Source organism: Azospirillum sp. NS33 (assembly GCF_059703765.1).
Window position 1 is genome coordinate 20930 of record NZ_BAAKJB010000044.1, and the last position, 19804, is coordinate 40733.

General features: G+C 74.4%; 17 protein-coding genes. 13 read left to right on the forward strand and 4 right to left on the reverse strand.

The genetic code is table 11. The features are described from left to right. Positions 1-87: 87 nt before the first annotated feature. A complete protein-coding gene (locus AC6H2I_RS26900) occupies positions 88-651 on the forward strand; it encodes a sigma-70 family RNA polymerase sigma factor (RefSeq protein ID WP_497503856.1) in 564 nt (187 codons plus the stop codon). Further along, on the forward strand, positions 648-1295 hold the full coding sequence (locus AC6H2I_RS26905) for a ChrR family anti-sigma-E factor (RefSeq protein WP_497503857.1): 648 nt from the start codon (positions 648-650) through the stop codon (positions 1293-1295). Before AC6H2I_RS26900 ends, AC6H2I_RS26905 begins: the two co-directional genes overlap by 4 nt. A 32-nt stretch (positions 1296-1327) precedes the next feature. Here the strand turns inward: AC6H2I_RS26905 and AC6H2I_RS26910 are convergent, their stop codons facing one another. Next, the gene (locus AC6H2I_RS26910; protein ID WP_497503858.1) at positions 1328-2050 is read right to left on the reverse strand and encodes a TetR/AcrR family transcriptional regulator; all 723 of its coding nucleotides are present in this window, start codon (positions 2048-2050) and stop codon (positions 1328-1330) included. 131 nt (positions 2051-2181) lie between these two features. Here AC6H2I_RS26910 and AC6H2I_RS26915 point away from each other — a divergent pair, with 131 nt between their 5' ends. The 5 genes from AC6H2I_RS26915 (at position 2182) to AC6H2I_RS26935 (ending at position 7776) form a co-directional block, all read left to right on the forward strand. After that, complete coding sequence (locus AC6H2I_RS26915; RefSeq protein ID WP_497503859.1) at positions 2182-3207, forward strand: HlyD family secretion protein; 1026 nt, start codon at positions 2182-2184, stop codon at positions 3205-3207. After that, on the forward strand, positions 3204-5000 hold the full coding sequence (locus AC6H2I_RS26920) for an ATP-binding cassette domain-containing protein (RefSeq protein WP_497503860.1): 1797 nt from the start codon (positions 3204-3206) through the stop codon (positions 4998-5000). The genes AC6H2I_RS26915 and AC6H2I_RS26920 overlap by 4 nt, the downstream gene beginning before the upstream one ends. Then, positions 4997-6145, forward strand: a complete 1149-nt coding sequence (locus tag AC6H2I_RS26925; RefSeq protein ID WP_497503861.1) for an ABC transporter permease — start codon at positions 4997-4999, stop codon at positions 6143-6145. The genes AC6H2I_RS26920 and AC6H2I_RS26925 overlap by 4 nt, the downstream gene beginning before the upstream one ends. A 7-nt stretch (positions 6146-6152) precedes the next feature. Then, complete coding sequence (locus AC6H2I_RS26930; protein ID WP_497503862.1) at positions 6153-7271, forward strand: ABC transporter permease; 1119 nt, start codon at positions 6153-6155, stop codon at positions 7269-7271. 127 nt (positions 7272-7398) lie between these two features. Beyond that, the gene (locus AC6H2I_RS26935; RefSeq protein WP_497503863.1) at positions 7399-7776 is read left to right on the forward strand and encodes an RcnB family protein; all 378 of its coding nucleotides are present in this window, start codon (positions 7399-7401) and stop codon (positions 7774-7776) included. A 52-nt stretch (positions 7777-7828) separates the two neighbouring features. On the opposite strand, the gene AC6H2I_RS26940 is transcribed toward AC6H2I_RS26935, so the two are convergent. Together AC6H2I_RS26940 and AC6H2I_RS26945 are read right to left on the reverse strand one after the other, a co-directional pair. Beyond that, a complete protein-coding gene (locus tag AC6H2I_RS26940) occupies positions 7829-10924 on the reverse strand; it encodes an efflux RND transporter permease subunit (RefSeq protein ID WP_497503864.1) in 3096 nt (1031 codons plus the stop codon). Then, positions 10921-12075 carry an efflux RND transporter periplasmic adaptor subunit gene (locus AC6H2I_RS26945; RefSeq protein ID WP_497503865.1) on the reverse strand — a complete coding sequence of 385 codons (1155 nt, stop codon included), beginning with the start codon at positions 12073-12075 and terminating at the stop codon, positions 10921-10923. Before AC6H2I_RS26945 ends, AC6H2I_RS26940 begins: the two co-directional genes overlap by 4 nt. Before the next feature lie 195 nt (positions 12076-12270). On the opposite strand from AC6H2I_RS26945, the gene AC6H2I_RS26950 reads away from it, so the two are divergent. The 5 genes from AC6H2I_RS26950 to AC6H2I_RS26970 all read left to right on the forward strand — a co-directional run bounded on the left by AC6H2I_RS26950 (position 12271) and on the right by AC6H2I_RS26970 (position 16956). After that, the gene (locus tag AC6H2I_RS26950) at positions 12271-13545 is read left to right on the forward strand and encodes an Hsp70 family protein (RefSeq protein ID WP_497503866.1); all 1275 of its coding nucleotides are present in this window, start codon (positions 12271-12273) and stop codon (positions 13543-13545) included. Between the two features lie 77 nt (positions 13546-13622). Continuing rightward, entirely contained in the window at positions 13623-14018 is a 396-nt protein-coding gene (locus AC6H2I_RS26955) for a DUF1622 domain-containing protein (protein WP_497503867.1), read from the forward strand. A 58-nt stretch (positions 14019-14076) separates the two neighbouring features. Beyond that, a complete protein-coding gene (locus tag AC6H2I_RS26960; RefSeq protein ID WP_497503868.1) occupies positions 14077-15153 on the forward strand; it encodes a type III polyketide synthase in 1077 nt (358 codons plus the stop codon). A gap of 13 nt (positions 15154-15166) precedes the next feature. After that, a complete protein-coding gene (locus AC6H2I_RS26965; RefSeq protein ID WP_497503869.1) occupies positions 15167-15880 on the forward strand; it encodes a methyltransferase domain-containing protein in 714 nt (237 codons plus the stop codon). Next, complete coding sequence (locus AC6H2I_RS26970; protein WP_497503870.1) at positions 15877-16956, forward strand: NAD(P)/FAD-dependent oxidoreductase; 1080 nt, start codon at positions 15877-15879, stop codon at positions 16954-16956. The genes AC6H2I_RS26965 and AC6H2I_RS26970 overlap by 4 nt, the downstream gene beginning before the upstream one ends. A gap of 16 nt (positions 16957-16972) precedes the next feature. Here the strand turns inward: AC6H2I_RS26970 and AC6H2I_RS26975 are convergent, their stop codons facing one another. Further along, positions 16973-17935 carry a calcium/sodium antiporter gene (locus tag AC6H2I_RS26975; RefSeq protein ID WP_497503871.1) on the reverse strand — a complete coding sequence of 321 codons (963 nt, stop codon included), beginning with the start codon at positions 17933-17935 and terminating at the stop codon, positions 16973-16975. Between the two features lie 223 nt (positions 17936-18158). Here AC6H2I_RS26975 and AC6H2I_RS26980 point away from each other — a divergent pair, with 223 nt between their 5' ends. After that, on the forward strand, positions 18159-19547 hold the full coding sequence (locus tag AC6H2I_RS26980) for a DUF6880 family protein (RefSeq protein WP_497503872.1): 1389 nt from the start codon (positions 18159-18161) through the stop codon (positions 19545-19547). Positions 19548-19804: the final 257 nt, after the last annotated feature.

The window sequence follows — 19804 nt, forward strand, 5'->3', positions numbered from 1 at the left end:
GCCGGCACGCCCTCGTGACTTGCCAAGCCGGCGGCCGGGCCACTACCCTCATCGCGAGCGGTTGAGCGTCGGATCGACATGCACACCATGGATCTCACGGAAGCGCCCCAGGCCACCCCCGAGGCATGGCTGCGCGCCGTGGCGCAGGATCGCGACCGCGAGGCCTTCGCCGCGCTCTACCGCCACTTCGCGCCGCGCCTGAAGACCTACGCGATGCGCGCCGGCATGGACGCCGCCGCGGCGGAGGAGCTGGCCCAGGAAACCATGCTGACGGTGTGGGAACGGGCGGCCCAGTACCGGCCGGCCCTGGCCGCGCCGTCCACCTGGATCTTCGCCATCGCCCGCAACCGGCGGATCGACCGGCTGCGCCGCGAGAGCCGGCCGGAGATCGACCCCGCCGACCCGGCCCTGGTGCCCGAGCCCGACCCACCCGCCGACACCGCCCTGGCGGCCGCGCAGCAGGCCGACCGCCTGCTGCGCGCGATCAAGACGCTCGCGCCGCTGCAATCGGAGGTGTTGCGGCTTGCGTTTTTCGAGGACAAGTCGCATTCCGTCATCGCTGCCGAGCGCAACATTCCCCTCGGCACCGTCAAGACCCGCGTGCGCGCGGCGCTCGCTCAGCTCAGGCGCACCATAGAGGAGCAGGTGTGACCGGTCCTTCGCACCACCCAACGGACGAGCATCTGCTGGCCTACGCCTCCGGGGCGATGGGCGAGGTGAAGGCGGTCCTGGTCGCCACCCACCTGGCCTTCTGCCCCGCATGCCGGCGCCGCGCCGCGGGGTTCGAGGCCGCCTGCGGGGGATGGCTGGAGGGGCTGCCCGCCGCGCCGATGGCCGACCAGGAGGTGGCCCGTCTTCTGGCCCGCCTCGACGCACCGGCCACAGCACCGGCCGCGCCATCCGCCGCGGCACCGCCCCCGGCGCGGCCCGCCACGCCGCACGGCATGGCGGTGCCCGAGCCGCTGCGCAGCCGCTTCGCCGGCCCGGTGGCGGACATCGCATGGACCGCCGTGTCCGACGGCGTCGACCTGTCGCAGTGGTCCATCGCCCGCGACGGCACCAGCGTGTGCCTGCTGCGCATGGCCGCCGGCCGCCCGGTGCCGCCGCACCACCACACCGCCGAGGAGATGCTGCTGGTGCTGGAGGGGGCCTTCACCGACGAGTACGGCCGTTTCCGGGTGGGCGACGTGGCCGTCTACGAGCCCGGCACCGACCACCACGCGGTCGCCGACCCCGGCGCCACCTGTCTGTGCCTGTTCCTGCTGGACGGGCCGATCGAGTTCCTTCGGGGCTGAAGCGGCCGTCGGCCGGTGCCGGTCGCCGCGGTTCAGGCGGTGCCGCCGTCGCCGCCAGCGGGCTCCGCCGCCCCCTCGGGCCGGGCCAGCGCCGCCAGGCCGCCGAGGACGAACCGCGCCATGTGATCGGTCAGCGCCTCGGCATCGGTCTCGGCGGTGCCCAGGGACGGGAAGACCTGGCCGATCATGTTCCGGTCGGCGACCAGCAGCATGATGCAGGGCGCCGCGATGCTGAAGCACGCGCGGGTGACCGCCGGATCGTCCTGCGGCAGGCCGAGAATCTCCGCGACCAGGGTGAGAACGAGGGATTTCTTGGGCTCCAGCGCCTTGCGGCGCAGGGCGTCGCTGTACGGCGAGGGCGACAGCACCTCCCGGCTGAGCACCCGGACCGCCCAGGACGAGGAGGCGGGGCCCGTCAGAGCCCGGACGAGGAGCGCGATCACCCCGCGCAGCTTGCCCCTGGGATCGCCGTCGCCGGCCACGGTGGCCGCCATCGCCTGGTAGGTCACGAAGCGATCATGGGCGGCGACGAGAACCTCCTCGTAGAGCGCCTCGATCCCGCCGAAATGGTAGTTCACCGACGCCGCGTTGGTGCCGGCCCGCTGGGCGATCTCCTTGGCCGTCGTGCGCTCGAACCCCTTCTCGGCGAACAGCACCCCGGCCGCATCGAGAAGCTGCGCCTTCGTGCTGGCCCCGTCCTCGCGCCCGCCGCGCGCGCCGGGCCGCCGTCTCCGGGTCGGGGGTGATCGCGTCATGCAGGCCAGCGTGCCAAACAGGCGCGACCGATGTCAAATTCATATTTCAATTTCAAATTCAAATTTGATACCGTTGACGGGGACGGCCTCTGCGGGGCCGCCCCCGACCGGCGGCCCGGGACCAGACGACCATGAAAAGACGCATCGCCCTCGCGCTCCTGCTCCTGGCGGCCCTCGGCGGCGGCGGGTGGTGGTCGTTGAGCCGGCGGCCCGCCTCGGACGCCCTGGTCCTCTACGGCAACGTCGAACTGCGCCAGGTCGCGCTGGCGTTCAACGCCAGTCAGCGGATCGAGGCGGTGCTCGTCGAGGAGGGGGAGCGGGTGACCAGGGGACAGGTCGTGGCGCGGCTGGAGACCGGCCGCCTCGCCCCCCAGGTGAGGCAGGCCGAGGCGGAGGTCGCCAGCCGGCAGGCCGTCCTCGATCGCCTGCGCAACGGCAACCGCCCGCAGGAGATCGCCCAGGCCCGCGCCACCCTGGAGGCGGCCCGGGCGGAGGCCCTGAACGCCCGCCGGCAGTACGAGCGGCAGAGCGCCCTGGCGACGCGGGCGGTCGCCAGCGCCCAGGCGGTGGACCAGGCGAAGGCGGCCACCGATGTCGCCGTCGCCCGGGTCGATGTGGCCCGCACCGCGCTCGACCTGGTGCTCGCCGGGGCGCGGGCGGAGGACATCGCCGAGGCGGAGGCGCAGCTCCGGATGAGCCAGGGCCAGCTCGACCTCCTGCGCCGGGAGCTCGCGGACGCCGAGCTGGCGGCGCCCACCGACGCCATCGTCCGCTCGCGGCTGATGGAGCCGGGGGAGATGGCCTCGCCGACCCGCCCGGTCCTCTCCCTGGCGACCGAGGACCCGAAATGGGTGCGGGCCTTCGTTTCGGAATCCCGCCTCGGCCGCGTCCGCGCCGGACTGCCCGCCGCGGTGACCACCGACAGCTTCCCCGACCGGGTGCTGGAGGGGTGGATCGGGTTCATCTCGCCGGTCGCCGAGTTCACCCCGAAGACCGTGCAGACCGAGGAGCTTCGCACCAGCCTGGTCTACGAGGTCCGGGTCCACGTGACGGATCCCGACAACCTGCTGCGGCTGGGCATGCCGGCGACCGTGCGCTTCCCCGACGGCGACGCGGCCCCGGCGGACGCGACGGCGGCGACCGGGCCGCGGCGATGACGGTTCCCCCGGCCCCGGTCATCGGGCGCGGCCTCCGCAAGGCGTTCCGCCGCGAGTCCGGCGAGGCCGTCACGGCGCTGGACGGGGTGTCGCTGACGGTGGACCAGGGCTCGCTGACCGCGCTCGTCGGCCCCGACGGTGCCGGCAAGACGACGCTGCTGCGCCTGATGTGCGCCCTCATGCGACCGGACGCCGGCGATCTCGTGGTTCTCGGGATCGCGGTCGCCGCCAGGCCGCAGGCCGTCCAGGACCTCATCAGCTACATGCCGCAGAGGTTCGGCCTCTACGAGGACCTCAGCGTCCAGGAGAACCTCGACCTCTACGCCGATCTGCACGGCGTGGGCGCGGCGCAGCGCCGGACGGTCTACCCCCGCCTGATGGCCATGACCCAGCTCGCCCCGTTCCGCGACCGTGCCGCGGGCAAGCTGTCCGGAGGCATGAAGCAGAAGCTGGGGCTGGCCTGCACCCTGGTGCGGGCCCCGCGCCTTCTGCTGCTGGACGAGCCGACGGTCGGGGTCGATCCGCTGTCCCGGCGCGAGCTGTGGGCGATCATCCTCGGCCTGGTCCGGGACGACGGGCTGACGGTGGTGGTCAGCACCTCCTACCTGGACGAGGCCGAGCGCTGCGACCACGCCGTGGTCATGCATGCCGGACGGGTGCTGGCCCAGGGGGCCCCCGCCAGCGTGGCGGCCGCGGCGGCGGGGTGCACGTTCACGGCGGCCACCCCGCCGGGCATGCCGGCGCGCGCACTCCAGGCGCGCCTGTTCGCCCTGCCCGGCGTGGTCGACGCGGTTCCCGAAGCCGGACAGGTCCGGGTCGTCCGGACCTCCGCCTCGGACAGCGCCCCGCTCACCGTCGACGGGGCGGAGATCCGTCTGAGCGCGGTTCCCCCGCGCTTCGAGGACCGGTTCATGCAGCTGTTCCACGCCGCCGCCGGCGGCGCCGGCAGCCCCGGCACGGGGAGCGGGAGCGGGATCGGGATGGATGTCGCCGGGCCGCGGCGCCGCGACCCGGCGTCCGTCGCCGTCGAGGTGCACGAGCTCGTGCGCAGCTTCGGCGCGTTCACCGCCGTCGACCGCCTGAGCTTCCAGGTGCGCCGCGGCGAGATCTACGGCCTGCTCGGCCCGAACGGGGCCGGCAAGAGCACCACCTTCCGGATGCTGTGCGGCCTTCTCCCGGCCAGTGGCGGCACCTTGCGGGTGGCCGGGGCCGATCTGCGGACCTCGCGGGCCGAGGCCCGGGAGCGGCTGGGCTACGTCGCGCAGAAGTTCTCGCTCTACGGGCAGCTCAGCGTCGACGAGAACCTCGACTTCTTCGCCAGCGCCTACGGCCTGCGGGGCGCCCGCAAACGCGCGCGGATCGCCTGGGCCAAGCGGCAGTTCGATCTCGGCCGCTTCTCGTCGCTGCCCAGCGGGCAGTTGCCGGGCGGCTTCAGGCAGCGTCTCGCCATGGCCGCGGCCCTGCTCCACGACCCCGAGATCCTCTTCCTCGACGAGGCGACGAGCGGCGCCGATCCCCTGGCGCGCCGCGAGTTCTGGGGACGGATCACCGCCCTGTCCGAGCAGGGGGTGACGGTCATCGTCACCACCCATTTCATGGAGGAGGCGGAATACTGCGACCGCGTCATCATCCTCGACGCCGGGCGCAACCTGGCGGAGGGGACGCCGGCCGAGGTCCGCGCCCGCGCCGCCACCGGGGACGGTCGGCCGCCGACCATGGAGGACGCCTTCATCGCCATCGTGGCCGACGCCCGGCGCGGCCGCGCCGCCGCCGCCCCGGGGGGGCCGGCATGACTGGGGCCGCCCCGCCGGACGATGGCCGCGGCGCGGCGCTCCGCCGGACCGCCGCGCTGATCCGCAAGGAGACCCGTCAGCTCCTGCGCGATCCCAGCGCCATCGCCATCGGCGTCGTGATGCCGCTGCTGATGCTCGTGCTGTTCGGCTACGGCCTGGACCTCGACGTCAAGACCGTGCCGGTGGCGGTGGTGATGGAGGAGTCCTCCGCCGACGCGCGCGGCGTGGCGTCGGGCTTCGCGCTCTCCGGATCCTTCGCCGCGGTGACCGTCAAGACCATGGCCGAGGCGGAGCGGCTGCTGCTCGCGCGCCGGGTCGACGCCATCGTCCGCGTGCCCGCCGGCTTCGCCCGCCAGATCGCGCACGGCGCGGCCGAGGTGCAGGTCGTCGTCCACGGCGGCGACGCCAACACCGCGCGCATCTCCCTGGCCTATGCCGAGGGGGCGGTCGGGCGGTGGCTGGCCCGCGAGGCGGCGCGGGGCCGGACGCTGGTGCCGCCGGCCATCGCCATCGAGAGCCGGCTGTGGTTCAACGAGGCCAACGAGAGCACCTATTTTCTGGTCCCGGGGCTGGTGGTGCTGGTCATGACCCTGATCGGCGCGCTCCTGACCGCCCTGGTGGTCGCCCGCGAGTGGGAGCGGGGGACCTTCGAAGCGCTCTTCGTCACGCCGGTGCGCAGCGTCGAGCTGCTGCTGGGCAAGACCGTGCCGTACTTCGTCCTCGGCATGGTCGGCCTCGCCCTGTCGGTCGCCGGCAGCCTGCTCCTGTTCGGCGTGCCGCTGCGCGGCTCGGTGATCGTCCTGGCCGCGGTGTCGGCCCTCTACCTCCTGGTGGCGCTCGGCATCGGCCTCGTCATCTCGTCGGCGACGAAGAGCCAGTTCCTGGCGAGCCAGATCGCCATGGTCGCCACCTTCCTGCCCGCCATGATGCTGTCCGGATTCCTGTTCGACCTGCGCAGCATGCCCTGGGCGGTTCAGCTCATCACCTATCTGTTCCCCGCCCGCTACTTCGTCAGCCTGCTCCAGACCCTGTTCCTGGCGGGCACCATCTGGAGCGTGATCCTGCCCAACGCCGCGGTGCTGGCGGCGATGGCCGCCCTGCTGCTGACGCTGGCCGTCCGGATGACCCGCAAGAGGATCGGATGACGCCGCCATGACCGGATCCCTGCTGCGCATCCTGACGCTGATCCGCAAGGAGCTGCTGGTGATCCTCAAGGACCGGCGGAGCCGGATCTCCCTGGTGCTGCCGCCGATCATGCAGTGCCTCGTGTTCGGCTACGCCGCCACCTTCGACCTCAACGACGTGCCCTACGCCGTCGTCGACCAGGACCGCAGCGCCGCCTCGGGCGCGCTGATCGCCCGCCTCGACGGATCGGCGGTCTTCTCGCGGGTGGCGACGCTGGAGCAGACCGAACGGGCGGCCGCCCTGCTCGATGCCCGGCGGGTGGTGCTCGTGGTGGTCATCGCCCGCGACTTCGCCAGGGACCTCAACGCCGGCCGCACCGCCACGGTGCAGGTGATCGCCGACGGCCGGAACTCCAACACCGCCGGCGTCGCCCAGGGCTATGTCGGCGCGGTCGCCGCCGCCTTCGGCCGGGACTGGCGCGAGTCCCACGGCCTGGCGGGGGAGCCGGTGCGGGTGACGACGCGGGCCTGGTACAACCCGTCGCTGGAGACGCGCTGGAACATGATCCCCTCGCTGATCGGCACCATCACCATGCTGATGACGATGATGCTGACGGCCATGTCGGTGGCCAGGGAGCGGGAGGAGGGGACGTTCGACCAGCTCCTGGTCGCCCCGTTCCGGCCCACCGAGATCATGGTCGGCAAGGCGATCCCGTCGATGCTGGTCGGGCTCGTGCAGTCCAGCCTGATCTTCCTGGTGGCGCAGTTCTGGTTCCGCATCCCCTTCGCCGGGTCCTACGCCGTCCTCTACCTCGGCCTGGTGCTGTTCCTGGCGGCGGCCATCGGCATCGGCCTGCTGCTGTCGTCGGTCGCCGGCTCCATGCAGCAGGCGATGATCCTGACCTTCGTGGTGCTGATGCCGTTCATGCTCCTGTCGGGGCTGATGGCGCCGGTGGACAACATGCCGGTGGCGCTGCAGCACCTGGTGGCGGTCAACCCGCTCCACTACGCCATCACCATCACCCGCCGGGTCTATCTGGAAGGCGCCGGGCTGCGCGAGCTGCTGCCCGACATGCTGGCCCTGGTCGCCATCGCCGCGGTGACCCTGCCAGCCGCGGCCTGGCTGTTCCGCCACCGGCTGGCGTGATCCGGCCGCCCCGGCGCCGGGCGTCGTTACCGTCGGTTACCCGATCGCCGGGTGCCGGACATCGTCCTGCAACGCCCCGGGCGCAGGCTGCCCCCATCACGTCAGCGCCGCAACCGGAGCATGGCCGATGCGAACGATCACCGCCGCCATCACCCTCCTCGCCGCCGGGCTCAGCCTGCTGCCGGCCGCCGCCTCGGCCCACGGGCCCGAGCCGGTCCGGCCGCCGCCCCCGGCCGCGCACGCGGAGCACGGGCCGCCCAGCGGCCACCGCGCGCCGGACCGCCACGACCGGCCCCCGTCCCATGCCGCGGCGCCGTCCTGGCGCACCGGCCATCACCTGCCGGCGCCCTACCGGGGCCCCGACCACGCGGTCAAGTCCCGGGGATTCCTGCACCGTCATCCGGCACCCCCCGCCCACCACTGGTCGCGGGTCGGCGGGGACGCGGTGCTCGTGGTGACCCGGACCGGGATCATCGTCGACATGGTGTTCGGCGCCTTCCGGTGAGCGGGCGGGACGGTGGCCGGCGACGGGAAGCGCCCGCACGGCGGGACCGCCGCTACTCCGCCGGGCCCGCCACCGACCCCCCGGCCGGCCCCCCGGCCGAGACCGCGTCCCGCCCCGCCGGATGCGGCCGCAGCAGGGGGTAGACCGCCGGCAGCAGCAGCAGGGTCAGCAGGGTCGCCACGCCGATTCCGGCGAGGATGACCACGCCGATCACCGCCCGCGCCTCCGATCCGGCGCCGCTGGAGAGCACCAGCGGCACCGCCCCGGCGGCGGTCGACAGCGCCGTCATCAGAACCGGGCGCAGGCGCACCGCCGCCGCCTCGATGGCGGCGGCGCGCGGCGCCATCCCCTCGTCCTCGAGCTGGGAGGCGAACTCCAGCATGAGGATGCCGTTCTTGGCGGCGATGCCGACCAGCATAATCAGGCCGATCTGGCTGTAGAGGTTGAGGCTCATGCCCGCCGCCAACAGCCCGGCCAGCGCCCCCGTCACCGCCAGCGGCACCGTCAGCATGATGCCGGCGGGCAGGCGCAGGCTCTCGAACTGGGCCGTCAGCACCAGGAAGACGATCAGCAGCGCCAGCCCGAAGGTGAGGAACCCCTCGTCGCGGGCCTCCATGAACTCCCGCGCCTCGCCGCGGGTGTCGAGCCGCGCCGCGCCCTCGGGCAGCTCGGCCCGGGCCACGCCCTGCAGGAAGGCCAGCGCCTCGCCCAGGCTGTAGCCCGGCGCCAGGCCGGCGGAGATGGTCACCGCGCGCATGCGGTTGTAGCGGTTGAGGGAGTCGGCGCCGGCCTCCTCCCTCAGCGACACCAGGTTGGACAGCGGGATGGTGGCGCCGGTGGTGGTCGAGCGGACATAGACGTTGGCCAGGTCCTGGGGCGTGGCGCGGTCCTCGCCGCGCAGTTGCAGGACCACGTTGTACTCCTCGCCGCGGTCCAGGAAGGTGGTGACGTTGCGCGACCCGAACAGGGTCTGCAGGGTGCCGCCCACCGCCTGCACCGGCACCCCCAGCTCGGCCGCGCGCTCGCGGTCGATGGCCACGGCGATCTGCGGCCGCCGCTCCTCGTAGTCGGCGTCGAGGCCGATCAGCCCGGGGTTGGCCTCGGCGCGCTCCAGGATGCGGTCGCGCCACACCGCCAGATCCTGGTAGGTCGGGCCGCCGATGACGAACTGCACCGGCCGGCTGCCGCCCTGGCGGCCCAGCGCCGGACGGCCGCGGGCGAAGCCGGAGGTGCCGGGCAGCGACTTGACGAAGGCCGACAGCTCCGCCTCCAGCTCCTGCTGGCTCTTGTCCCGGCGGTCCCAGTCGCTCAGGCCGATGATGGCGCGCGGCTGGGCCCGCCAGCCCCCCAGCACCGCCAGCACGTTGTCGACGCTGCCCTCCTCCACGTACTCCAGCAGCCGGTCCTCGAGCACGTCGAGATAGCCGGCGGAATACTCGAACCCCGCGCCCAACCCGGGGTCGAGCATGACGAACAGGCCGCCGCGGTCCTCCGGCGGCACCAGCTCCTGGGGCAGGGCGCGGAACAGCACCACCGCCAGCGCCGCGGTGGCGGCGAAGCCAACGAGCGCGACGGCGCGGCGGTCGACCACGCCCGTGACGATGCGGCGGTAGCGCCGCTCCAGCGCCGAGAAGGCGCGGTCGACGCCGGACTGGAAGCGGCCGGGCCGCTCGTGGTGGCGCAGCAGCCACGCCGACAGGGCCGGCACCAGGGTCAGGGCGGCGACGCTGGACACCGCCACCGTGCCGGCGATGGTCAGCGCGAACTCGACGAACAGGCGCCCGGTGTCGCCGCGCTGCAGGCCGATCGGGGCGAACACGGCGACCAGCACCGCGGTGGTCGCCACCACCGCGAAGAACACCTGGCGGCCGCCGCGCTCGGCCGCCTGGCGCGGCGGTTCCCCGGATTCGATGCGCCGCCAGATGTTCTCCAGGACGACGATGGCGTCGTCGACCACCAGCCCGGTCGCCAGGACGAAGGCCAGCAGGGTCAGGATGTTGATGGAGAAGCCGAAGAGGTGGACGACGGCCAGCCCGCCGATCAGCGACACCGGGATGGTCAGCGCCGGGATCAGGGTCGCACGCGCGCTGCCCAGGAACAGCAGGATCACCGCCACCACCAGCACCACGGCGATCACCAGGGTCGACAGCACCTCCTCCAGCGCGCTCTCCACGAAGACGGAGCTGTCGTAGCTGACGCCGATGCTGAGCCCGCCGGGCAGCTCGTCGACGATGCGGTCCAGCTCGGACCGCACCGCGCCGGCCACCTCCAGCACATTGGCCCGGCTCTGCACGATGATGCCGAGCCCGACCGTGGTGCGCCCGTTGGCCCGGTACAGCATGTCCTGGTTCTCGGGGCCGACCTCCAGCCGCGCCACCTCGCCCAGCCGCACCGTCGCGCCGTCGCGTTCGGCGACGGGCAGGCGGGCGAACAGGTCCGGGTCGACGTAGGGGCGCTGCATGCGCATGGTCAGGTTGCGCGTGGCGGATTCCAGGCGCCCGGCCGGCAGCTCCAGGTTCTCCCGCCGCAGCGCGTCCTCCACGTCGCTGGCGGTGACCCCGCGCGCCGCCATGGCGCCGCGGTCCAGCCACACCCGGAGCGCCGGCCGCTTCTCGCCGCCCAGGTTGACGCGGCCGACCCCGTCGATGGAGGTCAGCCGGTCCACCACCAGCCGCTCCACCAGGTCGGTCAGGGCCAGCGGGTCGAGGGTGTCGCTGCGCAGCGACAGCCACATCGCCTCGTCGGCGTTCTCGTCGACCTTGGCGACCTCGGGCGGGTCGATGCCCTCGGGCAGCTCGCGCAGCGCCCGGCTGACCCGGTCGCGGATGTCGTTGGCGGCGGCGTCGATGTCACGGCCCAGGTCGAACTCCACCCGCACGTCGGAGCGCCCGTCGGAACTGCCCGACGCGATGCTCTTGACCGCCTCGATGCCGGCGAGATGGTCCTCGATGACGCGCGAGACCCGCGCCTCCACCACCTCCGCCGAGGCGCCGGTGTAGGTGGTGCGCACGGTGACCACCGGCGGGTTGATGTCCGGCGCCTCGCGCACCGACAACCGGTCCAGGGCGACCAGCCCGGCCACCACCAGCAGCAGGTTGAGGACCAGCGCGCCCAGGGGGCGGCGGACCGCCAGTTCCGACAGGGTCATGGCTGCACGCGCCGCGCCGCGCCGCCGCCGCCGCCGCCGTCCACGATGCCCTCGCCCGCGCCGAGCAGGGTGGCCACCGGCGATTCCGCCAGCGGCCGGGCGTCGAGGCGGTCGCCGTCCGACAGCTTGGCCGCCCCCTCGATCACCAGCCGCTCGCCGGTCTCCAGGCCGGACACGATCTCGACGCGGCCGTTCTCGCGCCGCCCGGTCACCACCGCGCGGCGTTCCGCCCGCCCATCGGCGCCGGCGACGAAGACGTAGGTGGAGGGGCCGACCGGGACGATGGCGGTGTCCGGCACGACCACGGAGTCGCGGGTGCCCAGCAGCAGGACGACCTCGATCAGCATGCCCGGGCGCAGGGCCGCGTCGGCGTTGGGAATGGTGGCGCGCACCACCGCCTGGCGGGTCAGCGGGTCGATCTGGGTGTCGACGTCCTTGACGCGGCCGGTGAAGACCCGCTCGGCGTAGGCCCGGCTGGCGGCGCGAACGGTCTGGCCCCGCTCGATCCGGCCGAAGTGGTCCTCCGGGACGCGGAAGTCGACGTCGACCTCCGTCAGGTCGACCAGGGTGGCGATGGCGTCACCGGGACTGACGAAGGCGCCGCGGCTGACCCGGCGGAAGCTCAGCACCCCGGCGAACGGAGCGGCGACGGTGCGCCGTTCCAGCCGCGCCTCGGCCAGCGCCAGGCGGGCTTGCGCGGTGCTCTGCGCCGCCTGCGCCTCGTCCAGCAGGGCGGCTGAGGTGGCGCCGCGCACCCGCAACGCCTGGGCCCGGTCCAAGGCGCGCTGCGCCTGCACAAGCTCGGCACGGGCCTCGTCCACCTCGGCCTCCTGGATCTCGGCGTCGAGGCGGGCCAGAACCGCGCCGCGCTCCACCCGGGCGCCGTCCTCGAAGGCGACCTCGCGCACCTCCCCCTGGGCCTGGGCGGTGATCGTCACGGACTCCCGCGCCCGCGCCGTGCCGACGGCCTCGATGCGCTCGGTCACCGGGCCGCGGGAAACCGGGGCCACGGTCACCACCTCGGCGCCGGCGCTCCGGCCCGGCGGCGGCCGGCCCGGAGCGTCGCCGGCCGGCCACAGATGGTCGCGGCCGAGATAGCCGCCGGCGGCGGCGAGGGCCAGGACCATGGCCAGGGTCGTCCATCGCCGCATGGGGCTCCTCCAGGAGGGTTCGCACATATCTAGTACCGCCAACGGGCGGTTTCAGGGGGGCGCAGGGCGCGGCCGGCCGCCCGCGGTGCGACGACGGCGTTGATCGCGGCGGCGCCACGGGCTATACGCTCGCCCCTTTTGCAGGGGCGGGACCACGGCGACGTGCCGCCCGGGCGGCACGACAGGGAGGACACCATGGCGGCCTGCGGCCTCGATTTCGGCACCTCCAACACCACTTTGGGCGCCAGCCGGGACGCCAGCCGGGAGGGCGGGCCGACCGGCGCCGCCCGGCTGCTGACCCTGGAAGACGACCACGCCACGCTTCCCAGCGCGCTGTTCTTCGATTTCGACACCGGCGCCACCCTGTTCGGCCGCGCCGCCGTCGCCGCCTACGTGGCCGGCGACGAGGGACGGCTGATGCGCTCCATCAAATCGACGCTGGGCACCGACCTGATCGACACCGATACGCCGCTGAACGGCCGGCGGATCCCGTTCCGCACGGTCATCGCCACGTTCCTGGCGGAGGTGCGGCGGCGCGGCGAGGCGGCGGCCGGCGCGCCGCTGGACGCGGTGGTGCATGGGCGCCCCGTGCATTTCGTCGACGGCGACGCCGCGGCCGACGCCGCGGCGGAGGCGGCCCTGGAGGCGATCGCCCGGGCGGTCGGCTTTTCGACCGTGTCCTTCCAGTACGAGCCGATCGCCGCCGCCCTCGACTACGAGCGCCAGGTCACCCGCGAGGAGGTGGCGCTGATCGCCGACATCGGCGGCGGCACCTCCGACTTCTCCATCGTCCGGCTCGGTCCGGAGCGGCGCGGGCGCGCCGAGCGGGGCGGGGACATCCTGGCCAACGACGGCATCCGCGTCGGCGGCACCGATTTCGACCGCGATCTCTCCATCGCCGCGGTGATGCCCCATCTGGGCTACGGCAGCGCGATGAAGCGGGCCGGGCTGGTGGCGCCCAAGGGGCCGTATCTCGACCTCGCGACCTGGGCCAAGATCAACTTCCTCTATTCCGCCAAGGCGCTGGCCGAGCTCAAGCGCCTGCAGCGCGACAGCGCCCGGCCCGAGCTGGTCGCCCGGCTGATCGACGTGGTGGAGCAGCGCCGCGGCCACGCCCTGGCGATGGACGTCGAGCGCGCCAAGATCGCCCTGGCCGGCGAAGGCCGGGCCGTCCTGCCGCTGGACGCCGCCGATCTCCATGACGCCGCGACGCTGACGGCCCGCGACCTGGTCGAGGCGACCCAGTCGCTGGCCGGTCGCATCGGCGAGCGGATCACCGGCTGCCTTGCCGCCGCCGGTCTGCCGGCGGAGCGGATCGATGCCGTCTTCCTGACCGGCGGCTCCACCCTGCTGCCCCATGTGCGCGCCGCCATCTGCGGCCCCCTACCGGGGGCCCGGGTGGTCGCCGGCGACATCTTCGGCTCGGTCGGCCAGGGCCTCGCCCTCGAGGCGGCGCGCCGCTACGGCTGACGCCGCGCCGCCCGGCGCGCGTGGAACCGCCCGGCCGCTGCGGCGTTGGCCCGCAAGCACGGCACGCGGAGGCACCCATGGACAACGGCGGCCCGCTCGAGAGCGTCATCACGGCTGACCGGTTCGATCGCGCCCTGCACGCCATCGCCACCGTCATCGAAGGGGCGGGCGTCGCGGTCATCGTGCTGGGTGCGCTGACCGCCCTGGTGGTGTTCGCGGTGCAACTCGGCCGCGGCACCGCGTGGGACGAGGCCTACCATCTGCTGCGCACCAGCCTGGCGCGCGGCATCCTGTTGGGCCTAGAGTTCCTGGTCGCCGCCGACATCATCGGCACGGTGGCGGTGGAGCCGACCCTGGACAATCTTGCGGTGCTGGGACTGATCGTGGTGATCCGGACCTTCCTCAGCGTCTCCCTGGAGGTCGAGATCGAGGGGCGCTGGCCCTGGCGCAAGGCGGCATCGAAGCCGCGCTGAAGGGACCCTCGCGCCGGCCCGCGCGTTGCCTGTGCCGTGAGTCACACCCGGAGCCCCCATGGCCGCCTATGTCAACCGCATCGGGACGGCCGTGCCGCCCCACGACATCCACGCCGCGTTCGTCGCGAGCGGACAGACCCTGCTGGAGGAGCCGCGGGCGCGCCGTCTGTTCCAGCGGATGGCGGACCGCTGCGGCATCGCCCGGCGCTGGTCGGTGTTCGAGGCGGCGGCGGAGGGCGGATTCGACCGCGGCGGCTTTTACCGGCGCGGCGCCTTTCCCGGCACCGCCGCGCGCATGCGCCTCTACGAGGAGCACGCGCCGGGGCTGGCCATGCAGGCGGTGGCGGCGCTGGCGCTGACGGCGGCGGAGCGGGCCGGCGTCACCCACCTGATCGTGGTCTCCTGCACCGGCTTCTACGCGCCGGGCCTCGATCTGCAGCTCGCCCAGCGGCTCGGCCTCGATCCGGGGGTGGAACGCACGGTGATCGGCTTCATGGGCTGCTACGCCGCCGTCAACGCGCTGAAGCTGGCCCGCCACATCGTCCGCTCCGAGCCGGCCGCGCGGGTGCTGGTGGTGACGCTGGAGCTGTGCACCCTTCACCTCCAGGACACCCCGGACCTGGAAACGGTGCTGAGCTTCCTGATCTTCGGCGATGGCTGCGCGGCGGCGCTGGTCACCGCGGTGCCCGACGGCATCGCGCTGGACGGGTTTCGCGCCGTGCTGATCCCCGGCACCGCCGACCAGATCACCTGGCGCATCGGCGACCGCGGCTTCGACATGCACCTCTCCGGCGCCGTGCCGAGCACGCTGGCAACCGGCCTGCCGGCCGCCCTGCCGGCCATCCTCGGCGGCCGGCCGGCGGACGCGGTGGAGCTGTGGGCGGTCCATCCCGGTGGCCGCACCATCCTCGACGCGGTGGAACAGGCCGCGGGGCTGGACGGTGACCGCCTGGCGGACTCGCGCGCCGTGCTGGACGGCTACGGCAACATGTCCTCGGCCACCGTGCTGTTCGTTCTGAAGCGCATGCTGGACCGCGCCCGCGCCCGCGGCAACGGCGGCACCGCGACCGGCTGCGCCATGGCCTTCGGCCCGGGGCTGACGGCCGAGACCATGGCCTTCCGCCTGGCCGCCTGAGGGAGGCCGCGCCATGGCTCTGCTCGACCTGCCGCACCGCCGCCTGGTGCCGGAGCTGATGGACACCGAGACCGTCTCCTACGAGGAGTTCCGCACCTGCCTGCGCCATCTGGAGGCGATCAACCGGGCCACCGGCGCCTACCGGCCCACCCTGCGCTGGCTCGACCGGGTGGCGGCGCGCCACGGCACGGCACGGCCGCTGCGGGTGCTCGACGCCGGGTCCGGGCACGGCGACATGCTGCGCCGGATCGCCGCCTGGGCCGACCGGCGCGGGGTGGCGGTGGCGCTGGCCGGCATCGACCTCAACCCCTGGTCGGCGCGGGCGGCGCGCGAGGCCGCGCCCGGCGCGCCGTCGATCCGCCATCTCACCGGCGATCTCTTCGCCCTGCCCGACGGGGAACGGCCGGACGTGGTCATCAGCTCCCTGTTCGCCCATCACCTGGACGACCGCCGGCTCGTGGCGTTCCTGCGCTGGATGGAGGGTCGCGCGCGGCTCGGCTGGTTCGTCAACGACCTGCACCGCCACGCCGTGCCCTGGGCGGCGGTGCGCGCGGCGGTGGCGGTGCTGCCGGTGAGCCGGCTGGTGGTCCACGACGCGCCGGTCTCGGTGGCGCGGGCCTTCACCCGCGCCGACTGGGCACAGCGTCTGGAGGAGGCGGACCTCGCCGGGGCCGCCCGGGTGCGCTGGATGGTGCCGTTCCGCCTGTGCGTGGAGCGCCTGCGGTGATCGAGGTGCTGGTGGTGGGCGGCGGCCCGGCCGGGGCGGCGGCGGCGGCGGCGCTGGCCGGGGCGGGGCGGCGGGTGGTGCTGGCCGAGCGCACCGCCGGGCCCCACCACAAGGTCTGCGGCGAGTTCCTCAGCGGCGAGGCGGCGGCGGCGATGCGCGCCCTCGGCGTCGACCCCGTGGCGCTGGGGGCGCGGCCGGTGGAGCGGGTGCGCCTCGCCCACGGGCGCCGCGAGGCCGTGGCGACCCTGCCGTTCCCCGCCTTCGCCCTGGGCCGGGACGTCATGGACGCGGCGCTGCTGGAGGCCGCCCGCGAGCACGGCGCCACGGTGCGCCGGGGCGCCGCGGTGCGCCACCTGACATGCGACGGGGCGGGGGTGCGGGCCGCGCTGGGCAGCGACACCATCGGCGCCGACGCGGCGGTGCTGGCGACCGGCAAGCACGACCTGCACGGCCACCGCCGCCCGCCGTCGCCCGGCATCGGCTTCAAGCAGCACTGGGTGCTGGCCCCGGCCCAGCGCGACGCGCTGGACGGCCACGTCGAGGTCCACCTGTTCCCCGGCGGCTACGCCGGGCTGCAGCCGGCCGCCGCGGGGACCGCGAACCTGTGCCTGGCGGTGGACGCCGCGGCCTTCGCGCGGGTCGGTCGCGACTGGTGGCGGCTGCTGGCCCACGCCGGCCGCCACTCGGCCCTGCTGGCGCGCCGGCTGGACGGCGGGACGCCGTGCTGGCCGCGGCCGCTCGCGGTGGCCGGCGTGCCCTATGGCTGGGTGCACCGCGGTGGCGGCGCGGCGGGGCCGCACCGGGTGGGCGACCAGCTCGCCGTGATCCCCAGCTTCTGCGGCGACGGCCTGGCGATCGCCCTGGAGTCCGGGCGGCGGGCGGCGGCGACGCTGGTGGCCGGCGGGCCGCCCCGGGACGGCGCCGCCTACGCCGGGGCGGTGGCCCTGGCCGACGGCGCGGCGCGGCTGCTGCGCCTGCCCGGCGCACCGGGCCTGGCGGTCGCCGCCGCGGCGGCCGCACCGGGCCTGGTGCGCTGGCTGGCCCGCCGCACCCGGGTGGCCGATCCCGGTGCCTGAGCGGCCGGGGCCGGCGTCAGGCGATGCCCAGGCTGGCCCGGGCGCCGGGCGACACCTGGACCGCCATGTACGCGACGTAGGCAGCCAGGAAGGCCGCGCCCTCCCACCGGGTGATCCGCCACCCGGTCACCGCGAAGGCGACCAGCAGCGCCGCCGCCGCCAGCATCGCCCAGATGTCGAAACCGGCGATCTCGGCCGGCACCGGGATCGGGCTCAGGGCCGCGGTGACGCCGAGGATGCCCAGGATGTTGAAGATGTTGGACCCGACCACGTTGCCGAAGGCGACGTCGCCGCGCCCGCGCAGGGCGGCCATCACCGCGGTCACCAGCTCCGGCAGGGAGGTGCCCAGCGCCACCAGGGTCAGGCCGATGACCGCCTCCGACACGCCGGCGGCGCGGGCCAGCACGACGGCCGAATCCACCAGCAGCCCGGCGCCGAACACCACGGCGGCGATGCCGGCCAGGGCGATCGCCGCGCCGCGCCACAGCGGCGCCTCCGGCCCGGCGGCCGGGTCGGGGTCGGCGGCGGCGGCCGGAGCGGCCGCCTCGCTGCGGTAGGCGAGCACGGCGTAGCCCATCAGCATGGCCAGGAAGACGACGCCGACCCAGCGGTCGACCACCCCCAGCAGCACCACCGGCAGCAGCAGCACCGAGGCGCCGAGCAGCACCGTGCCGTCCCGCCGGAAGGCGCGCCGGCAGGTCGCCACCGGCAGCACCACGGCCGACAGCCCGAGGATCAGCAGCACGTTGGCGATGTTGGAGCCCACCACATTGCCGATGGCGATGCCCGGCGCGCCCATCTGGGCCGCCCGGACGCTGGTCACCAGCTCCGGCATCGAGGTGCCGAACCCCACCAGGGTGAGGCCGATCAGCAGTGGCGACACCCCCAGGCGCGTCGCGACGCCCACGCTCCCCCGCACCAGGGCCTCGCCGCCCACCAGAAGCAGCACCAGGCCGGCCACGAGCTCAACGACGGTCACCGGTTCCCCCTCATGATCGTTGGACCGTTTCCTCAGGTGTGAACGGCCGGCCGCCGGACAAGAGGCAAACCGCCCGGCGCCCGGCGCAAAACGGTCCCGGGTTGAGCGGCGGAGCCGGAATTGCCAGGGTGGCAATTCCCCCCCGGCCGCGGTAAAACCGCACGTCATCCCCCGGCCCGCCGCTGCGGCGGACATGTGAAGCTTAGGTTGCACGATGAGCGCCATGACCGACCGTCCCGACGCCGACCTGCCGGTCGACGCCCTCATCGCCCTGGGCGCGCCCAGGCTGGCCGAGATGATCGCCGCGCAGGCCGCGCGCGACCCGTCGCTGCGCGAGGACCTGCGCCTGGCGCTGCTGGCCACCGGCCCGGCCGAGCGCCTGGCGGCGGCGCTCGGCGACGCCCTCGACGCGGTGGCCGCCGGCGACGCCCCCCTCGGCGATGACGCGACGGCGGTGCTTGCGCGCGATCTGGAGCGGCTGCGCCTCGCCATCGCCCGCGACCTGCTGCCGCGCGCGCCGGAGGCGGCGGCGGCGCTGCTGGAACGCCTCCTGCGCCTCGATTCCGGAGTGTTCGCGCGCTGCGACGACGGCGACGGCGCCATCGCCGACGTCTTCCGCGCGGCCATCGCCGATTGCGGGCGGGCGTGGCTGGCGCTGCCGCGGCGCGACCCGCGGCGCCTGGCGGAGACCGCCTTCGACCTGTTCGCCGGGAACGACCACGGCGTGCGCGACGACATCGTCCCCGCCGTCGGCGAGGCGCTGGGCCCGGCCGGGCTGGACGCGCTGGAAGGCATGATCCGCAACCGGCTGGCGGCGCCCTCCAGCGATTCCGCCAGCGCCCGGGACGCGGAGCTGCTGCGCGCCCTGACCGAGATCGCCGACGCCCGCGGCGACCTCGACGGCTACATCGCCCTGCACGAGATGGCCGGAACCGAGGACGGCGCGGTCAAGGAGATCTGCGAACGCCTGATCGCCGCCGGCCGCCTGGAGGAGGCGCTGGAGCGCGCCCAGGGGGTCGCCGCCCCGCAATGGCGCCGCGACGAGCTGGACCGCCTGCGCATCGACATCCTCGACCGCCTCGGCCGGCGCGACGCCGCCCAGGCGCTGCGGCGGGAGCATTTCGCCCGGACCCTGTCGCCGACCATCCTCGACGACCTCCTGGAGGCCCTGCCCGAGGCCGAGCGGCCGGCCGCCCGTGCCGACGCGGTGGCCGTCGCCCAGCGCCACGGCGACGTCCACCGCGCCCTGGAGCGGCTGTGCGCCCTCGACCCCGGTGCCGCCGCCACCCTGGTCCGCCAGCGCCTCGCCGAGATCAACCCCCAGCTCTACCGCGTGGTGCGCCCGATCGCCGAGCGGCTGGCCGCGCACCACCCGCTGGCCGCCGTGCTGATCCACCGCCGCCTGGCCGAGCACGTGCTGGACACCGACCAGCCGGCGGACCACCCCTTCGCGGTGCGGGACCTCGCCGCCGCCGACACCCTGGCGGAGGCCGTCGCGGACTGGGAGGGCCATCCCACGGCGGCGGCGTACCGCCGGGAGATCGCCGCGCACCACCGCCAGAAGCGCGCCTTCTGGGAGCGCATGCGGAGCGCCGGGCTCGACTGGCGCTGAGCCGCCGCACGCCAACAACAACGTTTCCTTGTGGTTTTGCGGCTGCGCGACGCCGAACGCTGACGCATGCGATTCATTGCGCACGCCGGGCGCGCCGCGCCAATTTGTTGCTTTGTGCACCAATGCTTTTTCCGTCGATCAAATAAAACTGCACTCAAAAATTCACATACTGCCGTATGCAGGGCCGTATTTCCCCGTGATATGATCATTACCTTCGCATTTACCGAATCTTCGGAATTGCGAACTAGGTTTGATCG